Raw genomic sequence first — 11544 nt, forward strand, 5'->3', positions numbered from 1 at the left:
CCTGCAAGCTTCGGGCTAATCGGCAAGGGGGCGGGCAGCCATAAGGCGCAGGAGCACAACCACCGCTTCCGCCCGGGTTGCCGTGTCGTTGGGGTTAAACCGGTTCCCGGCGCCGCCCTCCAACAGACCGGCCTGCACTGCTTCGTAAACCGCAGGCTTGGCCCAGGCCGGGATCAGACTGTCATCGGCAAAGGAGGGGGGAGAGCTTGCATTCCTCTCCGCCGCTGCCGTATGGCCGAATGCCCGCATCAGCAGCACTGCCATTTCCGCTCGGGTGATCAGAGTCTGGGGACGGATCGTCCCGTCTTCATATCCTTTCACCCAACCGGCCTGCACCGCCAGGGCTACAGCTTGTTTGGCCCAGCCGCTGATCGCTCCTTCGTCGGCAAAGGCCACCGCGGCTGCCCCTGCCTGCTTCGGCTCCAAAGCCCGCAGCAGCAAGACCAGCAGTTCCTCCCGGGTTACAGGCTGGTCGGGGCGGAAGGTGAGATCCTCATATCCGCTTATCAGCCCCTTCGCTGCTGCTTCACGGATGCTGTTCTCCGCCCAGTGGTTTCGGATGTCCGGCAGTTGGACCGTTCCCTGTTCGGGAAGAGGCTGCTGCGGAGGCTGTTCCGAAGGCTGCGCAGGGCTGCCCGGTTGTCCGCCTGCCGCCGGGGCGGAGGGCGGTTCGTCTGGAGCCGGGTCTTCCGCAGGAGGCGGAGGGGTGCCCGGATTTTCCTCCGGAGGAGGCACACTCCCCAGATCAAGCAGATAAATCCCGTAGGGCGCCAGCTCCAGATGAGAGGCATCCACCGTTGTTCCGGCAATCAGTTCGTTGACGCTTCCGGCAGGCTGGCCATCGCGGCTCACCTGAAGCTGTCTGGTTTCTCCTGTGTAGTTGGCCACATTCAGCAGAAGCCGGCCGTTATGCTCGGCGATTTGCCAGCCTGCATCCCATACAGGTTGACCTGTGGACAGGTCTGTCAAGGCAACCGGCAGAGCGTCCATCTGTTCCAGCAGCGGAAGCAGCGCCGTGCGGATAGCGCCGCTTCCGGCGGCGGCAGGCAGGATGACGGAGCGTCCGGCAAGCTGCCCGTGCAGAGTCGCGTCCAGAGGCTGGTTATGCTCATCCCGGGCCAGGGATTCCTCACCGATGAGCACCACCTTGCCGCCCGTCCGGCTGAAGCTTTCCACTGCGTCCAGAGTTGCTGCGCTGACATGTGCGGCTGCCGGGACCACCAGAAGCTCGTAGTCGGCCAGCTTTCCGGCGGCGGCCTGCTTTTCCGTCACGAAGCCGATGCGTTGGCCGCTGTAGGCCAATGCCTGATACGCCCGGCGGAGAGTTTCGTCATAGTTGGTGTCATACACCCCGGAGGCCAGGGAATACAAGATGGCTGTCCGCGGGGTTGCATTCTGCAGGGCTGTCACCTCTCCCGCCAGGCGGTTGAGATCATGGTTGGTCTTGCCGATATCCACCACCACATCCGGCCGGTGGAGAAGGCTGCCCTCGAAGTCGCTTGTAGCATCATAGGTGCGCTCCCATAGCCAACTGGTGGAGGCGCTTTTGCCATGGACGGCTCCCTGCCAGAGGACGGCCCGCACCCGCTTGGCCTGCTCCGGCACATACTGGTCGTCCCCGTCCTTGATAAAGTGATGCTCCGAGTTGAAGATCGGCGCTTGCTTGAAGGAGCGCTGGAGATCATAGAAGCTCAATTCCTTGATGAAGCCCTCCGGGCCGTCTCCGATCAGATTGTAGGCATCGTTGCCGTTGATATCGCTTAGCTCGGAGAATCGCTCATAGTCCACGCCCCAATTCAGGCTGGATTCCAGATTGGCCATCACCTTGGCTTGTACGGGCAGGTCAGGGGCCATTTCATGAATAATATCCGCCATCCATTGGTGCCAATCGGAAAAAATCTTGTTATTGAAGGTGACCCAATCATAAACAACGGGAGACGGGGCGATGGCCGAGGGCATCTGCACTTCCCCGAAGGAGGTGTAGGCCGTGCCATAAATCCGGTTAAGCTCGGCGATGCTGTTTCCGTACAGCTCCTCCAGATAGGATTGCCAGATGGGCAGATAATACGGATTGCGGTTGGATTGATACACCGGCTCATTGCTCAGTGTTACACTTTGCAGGGAACTGTAATCTTTTACCAGGGGAATCACTGCCCGCAAATAGTCCTCGATAATCTGCCTGGACAAGGGATGGTCAATATTGAACTTCAGGAAGCCCGTTTGGGTGGCCGCCGTTTCCGGATGCTTCTTCAACACCCAATCAGGGAAATAGTGCGGAGACAAGAGCAGATTGACGGCAACATTGTTGTCCCGCGCATTCTCCAGCACTCTGCCGATATCGTTGGCCACATTGGAGACCGCCACCACATATTCCTTATCGGGGTCGGCTCCGGGCACCACCGGCGACTGTTCAAATCCCGGATTGCGCACCAGATTTACTTCGCTTCCCTGCTCGGTGACCCGGAGATCGTCCAGCCACAGGGTTTGCACATTCTCGGAGGCCAGTATCAGAGTAAAGCTCAGCTCCGCCGGACCTGTCGTATAAGTATAGCTGATCTCCTGCCAGTCATAGGTCCCCGCAGGCATGGATTTTCTCAGCGCCCATCCGGGACCTCCCGGGAACCAGGCATTCTTTACATTCTCCCCCTTGACCCAAACCTTGAATTCATAGGCGGTATTGGGCTTGACGGGAATGGCCTGGCTGGCCAGCAGATAAATATTGGATTGTTTCGGAGACTGGTTGACAATTTTGAGAGACCGGCTCCCGCTGTGAGTGACAGCTTCATCTAAGCTGATGCTCCCCAAAGCGCTGCCGCTTGTAGTAAATTCGGGGATATAGCCCTCCTTGGAAAAGATTACATTCCGCGGTCCGGTTTCCACCTGAATCACATTGGCGCCGTAATCCTGGAGCTTGCCGATATCCAGACGGATCTGGTTGAAGCCCAGGTATCCGTTCAGGAAAATCGGCTGCGTTGCAATCTCCCCTGTGCTGCGCACCTGGGCGGCGCCTGTAAACCCATGCTCCGTTTGCTCCAGCGGGCCCGTGATATAGCGGGGGGCTGCCTGGGGAGCTTTGGTGCCGTTCAGGTAACCTTGCAGATTGGTCTCCGCCTCCAGATACAGCTCCTCCAGAGTCTCTGCCACATAAGATGAACGGGCCAGTCTGCCTTTGGCGGCGTCCTCCTTGCCGTAGGCTGCAAAATCCTGCAAGGCTGTATAAATGATCCGTTCGTCATCCGCAGCCAGGCCCTGTCCCTCTGCCTGCGCCAGCAAGGCCAGCAACTGCGGCAGCTTGGCCGACAGCGCCTCCAGGCGGGCAGTCAGCTCAGCTGCGCCGGTGACCACCTCCACCTGCTTCCGGCTTGTTCTCTCCATGCCCGTATTTCGGTCCGTCACCGTGGTCTCGGCCCAATACGTGCCCTTGACGGGGACGGAATACGTGCCTTCTTTGGTGAAGGCCATTCCCGCGGGAACCGTCAGCTCGCGGTCAATGCCCAGCAGCTGGGAGCGGATCGAAATGCTCCGCGGCTCATTGCTGTAATTGACCAGATGGAGCTTATAGGGAAGCAGGTTTCCGGTTTGCCCCTCGGCGGGGGTTTCCACCCAGAAGCTCCAGGGGTCCCCGGCGGGAACCGGATACAGGCTTCCCAATTGCTTCCCGTTCTTTACCTTGCCGATGCCGCTGGTCCATTCCAGCCAGCCCCGGCGGCCGCCGCCGTCATTGTCATTGACCAGAATAGAGAAGGAAACAAGCCCTTCCGGCAGCACTCCCGACTGGAAGATCGCGTTCCATGGCAGCCGAGCTTCGTAGTAGGTGTCATTGCCCGTTCTGGCCGTTTTTGCAGTTACCGTTTCCATACCGGCGGAGGCGCTTCCATTCTTCCAGCGCCATATCTGCGTTTGCCCGTTGAACAGGTTAAGGCCGTATTCCGCACCGTACACCCCATTTTCCCCAAAGGCAAACTGGATGCTGTCCCCGTTCCACATATCGCTGTTGGCTACGGCAAAATGGGTGTTGTCCCTTACCTTGGCGGATAAATAAAAGTAATCCTGATCGTATGCGAACTTTATGTTGGCGGAAAGGTCCTCCGCTCCGGTCCAGCCGGTCACCTGGTTCTGGGAAGTGCCGGAGGTGGGCAGCGAAATTCCGGTATAACCGTCCCATTCCCCCAGGCTGCCGTCAATGGAAATCCCCTCAGCCTGGAAGATGGGAGCATCGGCGCCCGAGCCCAGTTGCTGAAGGAACAGGCTTCGCGCCTCCAGAGTTTCGCCTTCCTGGGGGCTGCCCTCCGGCTGCTTCATCCGCACAGCGCTCACTTGATCCACCAGGTAGCTGACGGAGGTCCGTCCTTCCCAGCCGGCGGCGCTGGTCCCGGTTTTGACATACAGGGCAAACTGCACAATTCCGCTTCTCACGGCGGAGACGGCAAACTCCAGCTTAACCCCGTTCCATTGTCCGGCCAGCAGCTTGGGCAGCTGCACCTCCGATACAGAGCCGGAGGCATCCGTCAGCTTCAAATAGACAGGCTCATTGGCGGAGACGGTTTGCGAGAGCGGATAAACATCCATTGTAACCGTTGTCATTTTTGCCAAATCCAAGGGTTGGGGCAGATTCAACGCCACCCCTGTCTGGCTGGGCTGGCCCGCTCCATTGGTGAAGGTGAGCTTGGCGGCCTGCGCTCCTTCCGTCCGGGTCTCATAGACCGCTTCGGCCGCGGTCATGCCGGTCAAACCTGTGGGAGCCCACGCCGACAGCGCCTCAAAGCCGTCAAGCGGCTTAATCTCCGCGATGCTGTCAAAATCCCCGTTCTGAAGCAGATTGGACTCTGTGCCGGCCTCCTTCAAGACGATATCATCCAGCCAAACCGTGGTTTTGTCGTCCACTATAATGCGAACGATGAGGGAGGTTTCGTTGGCCCCTGTGGTGTAGGTTTGGGAAATCCGCTTCCAGTCAAATGTTCCTGTTCCCAGACTGGTCCTCGTTCCCCAGTTCACCATCATGTTGACGCCTTTTACCCCTGTGCCTTTGCCCCACAGGCTCAATTCATAGACCGTATTGGGCTTGACCGTCACTGTTTGGGCCATGTTCAAATAAACCTCGGAGGCCTTCGCCGAGGTATACGAGAGCCGCAGCGAATGCTCCCCCTCGTGGGCTTCCGCGGTATCCAGCCCGAGGCTTGCCGCGGGAAGTCCCTTGTACGTGAAGGACCATGCCGGAATAATCCGGCTTATGTCCGTCTGGGGAGACGCATGGACCGCGGCGGGCGAGAACCAGCCCGGGCCTGTCATGCCCAGCAGAAGTACAATCGACAAGAACCATAGACTTACCTTTTTACCCATCTTTTCCCCTCCCGAATTGATATTGCTTGAAACCATTCCTGATCGGACAACCGGCCCCCTCCTTCATGCAGATGAAAATCAGCCGGGGAAAAATATCCCTGCTCCCCGACACTCCTCAATGTAGGATAATTCCCGAGTGCCGTGTAGTCGCACTTTACCTGCAAAGCTTGCCGGATGTTGGATTTGCCGCAAAGCTCCGAAAATGCAAGCCCTCGTGCAAAATGCAAGTTTCTTTGGCCAATTGCGGGAACATAAAAGGGACAACAGCGGGGGATGGGGCGGGGCAAATCAATGAGTATCAGGCGGTGATGTTGGCCAGCCAGACCTATATCAAGCATTCTTAAATAGGCCGTGTTTGCAAACCCGCTTGAGGGCATCTTTCACCGCCTTTTCGCCCCTGACTATCGTTACTTCCGCTTGACGTACCCCCGGTACGCCTTCGCGAAAGTGCCTTGCCTGGAACGAAAATTCGGGCCTTAGCTGCTCCACTCGGAGTTTGCAAACACGCCCTAGTGGAATGAAGCCCCCGAACACCGGCCCAGTATAGCGTTCGGATGACGGCGGCTTCATTCCCTGGCCTTACTAATCCCGGTCTATTCTGAGCAGGAGCACGGCTGCTTCCGCCCGTGTTGCAAAATCCTGCGGGGCAAAATATCCTCCGTCCCGCCCGATCATCAGACCAGCCTCATAAACTCCGACCACTGCCGCTTGGGCCCAGTCCGGCACCTCCGCCGCGTCTGCATAAGGCGGCAAAGCGGTTCCGGATGTGCGCAGACCAACAGCTCTGGCCAGCATAACCGCCATTTCGGCTCGCGTAATCGGAAGGGCGGGGGCAATCGTGCCGTCGGAATAACCTTCGATGATGCCTGCTGCCGCTGCCTGATACATGTCCTCTCTGACCCAATCCGGCAGCGCGGCGTCATCCGTGAAGGGCTTCACCGCATGGTCCGGCTGCTGCAGCCGCAGCGCCCGGACCAGCAGAAGGGCCCACTCGCCGCGGGTAACGGGGGCGTCCGGACGAAAAACACCATCCTCATAGCCCTGCACCATTCCGGCTTCTGCAGCCAATTTAATGAAAGGCTCCGCCCAATGGCCCAATATATCGGCAAAGCTCTTTGGCTCACCCGAATTGGTGCCTGGGTTAGCTCCCGGATCGGTGCCCGGGCTGGTCCCGGGATTGGCGCCCGAGTTAGCCTCGGGATTGGTACCCGGGTTAGCCCCGGGATCGGTGCCCGGGCTGGTCCCGGGATTGGTGCCCGGGTCAGTTCCGGGATCGGTGCCCGGGTCAGTTCCGGGATCGGTGCCCGGGTCAGTTCCGGGATCGGTGCCCGGGTCAGTTCCGGGATCGGTACCGGGGTTAGTCCCCGGGTCGGTACCCGGATCAGTGCCCGGGTCTTCATCTGCAGCCCATTGCAGCAGTATCGGAGACAGCCGCGGGAGCACAAGAGTATCTCCGTTCCAGGCAATGCCGTCGATTAGGTTAAGGGCGCTTGTCAGCGGTTCGCCGTTTGCGAGTACGGACACCGTTTTGGCGGTGCTGCCGTAATTGGCGATATTCAGCAGCCATTGGCCGTCTTTTTGCACACTGCGCCATTCCACATCGGTAACCGGCAGTCCTGTTGCTTCATCGATCAGCACCACGGGCGCGGCGATTTTATAGAAGGGAGTGGTGCTCAGCCATTGCTTGACTTGCGCAGCGGACCAGCTCTTTTCCAGAATGACGGCCCGGTCGAAAACGGCCTCCCGCGCCGTTTCGTCCAGCGCCTGATTGCGCTCGTCCTGGCGAAGTGAATCCGCGCCCTGAATCGCCACCGTTCCTCCCGACTCCTGGTATTGGAGAAGATTGTCCAGAGTGTCCCGTTCCAGATGCTGCTGCATCGGCACCAGGATCATGGCATATTCGCTTCCCTTGCCTTCCCGCAGCTGCTTCTCCGTAATGAAATCCACACCGGCGCCGCTGAGGCTGACAGCCTTGTACAGCTTCCGCACCGCATCGGGATAGGTTGCTTTTGACTCATAGGCCAATGCAGGCAGACTGTAGAGAATCGCCACCTTGGCCCGATTATTCTGGAAGGCGGTTACCTCCTCCACCAGTCTGTTCAAGTCCAAGCTGGTCTTGCCTACCTCAGCTACCACATCCGGCCTGTGCAGCACACTGCCGCGGAAGTCGCTGGTTTTGCTGTACGTTCTGGCCCATACCCAGATTGTAGAGGCCGAACGCCGGTGCATCGCCCCCTGCCAAAGAACCGTGCGCATATGATCCACTTGCTCGGGCACATAATTGTTATCCCCGTCCCGAATAATATGATCTTCGGAATTAAAGACGGGGGCCTCCTTCAGCGATGACAAAAAATCAAAAAAGCGGTATTCATCCAGTTGACCGTCCACTCCGGTATTCAGGTAGTTGTGGGCATCATTGCCGTTGATGTCGCTTAAGGCCGCCATTCCTTCAAAATCGATTCCTTGGTCAAGCGCTCCCAGGATGCCGTTCATCACCTTGCTGTGAACAGGAAGATCGGGAGCAATCTCATGGACAATATCCGCCATCCATTGATGCCAGCCTGTAAACAGGTTGGTGTTGAAGCGGTACCAATCGTAGAATTGGGGCGTAGTCGAATAATCAAGAGGCATCGGCACTTCGCCGAAACCGCTGTAGCCGGTGCCGTAAACCTGGTTCAATTCGGCAATATTCCCGTTGTACTGCCTGCTCAGATATTCCTGGAATGCCGGCGTGTGCGCCTCTGCATCCCGGCGGGTATCGAATACAGGCTCGTTGGACAAGGTTACGCTATGCAGCGCAGGGCTGTCCTTGATCAGCGGAATAACGGCCTGCAAATAATCCTGGATCACCTGCCTGGCCTTGGGCGCTTCAATGTTATATTTGATGAAGCCGATGGCATTGCTGTTCAGCTCGGGCCACTCCGTCTTCATCCAAGCGGGAAGATAGTGGGGGGACAGCAGCACATTCACTGCAACATTATGCTCGGCCGCCTGTTCCAACACCTGAACCAGATCGCTTCGGATAGCGGCCTCGGAGATAAAGTAGCCTTTGTCGGAATTAACCGCCGAATCGTCAAATCCGGAATAGCGCAGCAGATTCTCCCCGCCGCCGGCAGCGGTGATGCTGACATCGTCAAACCATACCGTCCCGGTATTTTCCGATAAAATCATAAACTCCAGCGAGGTTTGCTGGCTGCCGGTGGTGTAGGAGCAGCCCGCTTCCGTCCAATCATAGGTGCCCTTGGGGGCCTGGCACCTCGTCTTCCAGCCGTCTCCGCCAAGGAACCAGACGTTCTTTACATCCTGTCCTTTAATCCATGCCTTTACCTCGTAAGTAGTGTTAGGTTCCACCGCGACCTTCTGCCATACCCTGGCGAAAACATTGGAGGCTGTCGGCGACTGGTTCACAATGGACAGCGATCCGACACCGCTTCTGTACACGCTGCGATCCAGCAAAATATCGGCCTGGACTCCTCCCGACTTGGCAGTGGACCAGGCTGACCATACTTCAGACTGCAGAAGCGCCTGCTTGGGACCAAACTCAACCTGGATCAAATTGGTGCCATAGCCGCCGAACTTGGGAATATCCCGGCGAACCTCGTCGAAATGGCCGTACCCGGTAAAGATCACCTTGTCCTCCCCAACCGGATTCCCCGAGGAATCGGCTACATCGGCAATAAAGGAATAGCCGTCTATGCGGATGGGAGAAGAGCCTGTTCTATAGCGTTGAACGGCCTTTGCCTCCTTGGAGCCGTCCAGATAAGCCTGCAGATTGTCCGTCGCCTCCGTGTAAAGAAGGTCCAGTTGATCGGCTACATAAACCGCACGCTCCTTCTCGCCGTTCCGAACGTCATCCTTGCCGTATTGGATGAAATTTTCGATGACCGTGGCATTTACCGTCTCATAGTCCACCGCTATCCCTTGCTGCCGGGCCTGATCCAATAGCGCCTCCAGTTCGGGCAGCAGACTTTGCAGCCGGTCGAACCGGGCCAAAAGCTGCTCGTCATTCTCATAGATGGCTATGGGGCTTTGATGGGTCTGTACCTCGCCCGTTGCAGTATCCTCAATTTCAAAATTGGCATGGTAATCGCCCCGTTCCCCGTACTGAACAGGAAAGGTCAATCTGACGGCATGTCCGGCGGGAACTGCGATTTGCCGCTCAACCCCCAGCTCCGCGGAGCGGACAAGCAGCGCTGCATCGGCCTGATCGAAGTTTAACAGGTCCAAGGTGCGGATTACCGTATCTCCCGTCATGGCCGAAGCAGGAGCGGACAACCACGACAGCCATTTCGCCCCGTCGGCTACCAGCTTGGCTGTGCCAAATTGGGCGCTGTCCTTGCCACGGCCGATTCCGTCGGTCCATTGCAGCCAGCCTTTTCTCCCGCCGCCGTCATTGTCATTGATCAGGTAGGTGAACCGGAAGCTGTCCGCCGGCTTTTCCTTAAACAGGGACTTCCAGGGAAAGGAGGCCTCATACACCGTTGTTTGGGCGGCTTCATCTCTGGCTGCGGTCAAAGTGACCGCCTCCTTGCCCAATTGGGCATTGCCTGCGGCCCATCTCCAGACCTCCGGAGCATTTTCTGTAAGCCCCAAGCCATATTCGGTCTCATAAGCCGCGCCATCGGCGCTGAATGCCATCTGAATGCTGTCTCCGTTCCACATGTTTGATTCGGCTATGCCTTTATGAACCTGGTCCTTGACCTCAAACCGGGCATAGAAGTTCTCCTCGTCGTAGGCAAACTTGACCTTGGCGGACAGGTCGGACGCGCCGCCCCAGCCGGTAACGTAGACTTGGCTGTTGTCCGCAGGCAGTTCCATGGCTTCCAGTCCCGACCAATGATCCGTCTGGCCGTTTTTCACAAGCGGCAAATAGCTCATCCCGCCAAGCGTGCTCATAAATGCGTTCAGCGGCATCGGCTCCTCCCCGGGAGCCGAAGGTTCGCCCGGTATCGCCGCCTTAGCGCTCAATCCCGGCTCGCTCCATTGGAAACCGGGGTCCGCCGCCTGGACCTCCAGCTGGACCGTCTGTCCCGGCGCAACGCCCTCCAGCCGGTAGCTTCGGACATCTCCCGGCAATTGGGCTTGAAGGCTGCCGTTTGCATAGACGCGGTAAAACGCCACCCCGGATTCATCCTCGGCGGCGGGCCATTCCAGAAGCAGGGCAGCCCCGTCCTCCAAGGCGGCTGTCGTCAGGCGGGAGCCCTCAGGCCAAACCGGAGGAGCTGTGTCCCCGCTGACAGGAAGCTCGTAAGTAACGCTCAGGTAAGGCCGGTTTGCCGCCGCTTCCCTGCTGTTGAAGGCAGCGATGCAATCGGCCCGCCCCCGGTCCAGCAAGGCCAGGCTGGCCCAGGAATCTCCCTTGGCCTGCTTGGCCCTCAGATATGCCGTAACATCATCGCTGTGCCACGCTTCAGGCTGCTTGTTGAGCAGCGTAATGCCATTGCCGGCGGCTTCCGTGGCGGCCGGCTTGGTATTCCAGGTCAGAGCCGACTCGCTCCAGCTGTCGTTCTCCACCTGATACACGCTGACCGTAACCGCTTTGCCATTGGCTGCCGCTCCATCCGACGCCCCGCCGTAAAGATGAAGCTGCGCTTGTGCAATCCGTCCCGGAACGGCGCTTAAATCAAATTTCAGGAAGGATTCCCTCATGCTGTTGGGAGTGGTTAGGGAATATTTGACATGAAGCCGGCTCTCCTCTCCAAAATTTTTGCCCGCATCAATGCCCCCCTTCGCGTATGCATCCTCCGCGGCATAAACCTGCATAGTAACCGTTTGCAAAGATGCACCTGCGGTCCCGCTTGCCTCTGCCATATTTCCCGTCCATATCCCCGAGAAAAAGGAACATATCAGGACGGCGCTCATCGTGGCTGCCAGCCGGGGAATAAAGCGCTTCCCAAATTTCATAAAAAGTAAATTCACATTTGAGCCTCCTCTGCGATAATTTAAACCTGTTATCATTTTGAACCTGTGCGGATCGTCATTTCCCTCCTTTTCAATTCCGCATTACCAAGGTAGCATCAATGCCTGAAGGCGAAAATTCATATATTTGGCTTTGATATGACTTTTTTAATCATGGGAGACTTTCCTTTTTCAGCCTGAACTTTCATTACCGGTCATGCCGGAAATGCAAGTATCTGTTGAAAAATGCAACTTGCTTGCTCTGCATGGAGAGAATTATGATGGGAAGAGCACAAACGATTGAGG

At 57.8% G+C, this 11544-nt stretch carries 2 protein-coding genes; both read right to left on the bottom strand.

The window, feature by feature from the left end; all coding sequences use genetic code 11:
- Positions 1–15: 15 nt before the first annotated feature.
- Complete coding sequence (locus DQG13_RS10825) at positions 16–5340, bottom strand: S-layer homology domain-containing protein (protein ID WP_181592693.1); 5325 nt, start codon at positions 5338–5340, stop codon at positions 16–18.
- Positions 5341–5922: 582 nt separating this feature from the next.
- Entirely contained in the window at positions 5923–11259 is a 5337-nt protein-coding gene (locus tag DQG13_RS10830) for a CBM96 family carbohydrate-binding protein (protein WP_181592694.1), read from the bottom strand.
- Between the last annotated feature and the right edge of the window lie 285 nt (positions 11260–11544).

The organism is Paenibacillus sp. YN15 (assembly GCF_003285005.1).
Taxonomy (GTDB): Bacteria; Bacillota; Bacilli; order Paenibacillales; family NBRC-103111; genus Paenibacillus_AR.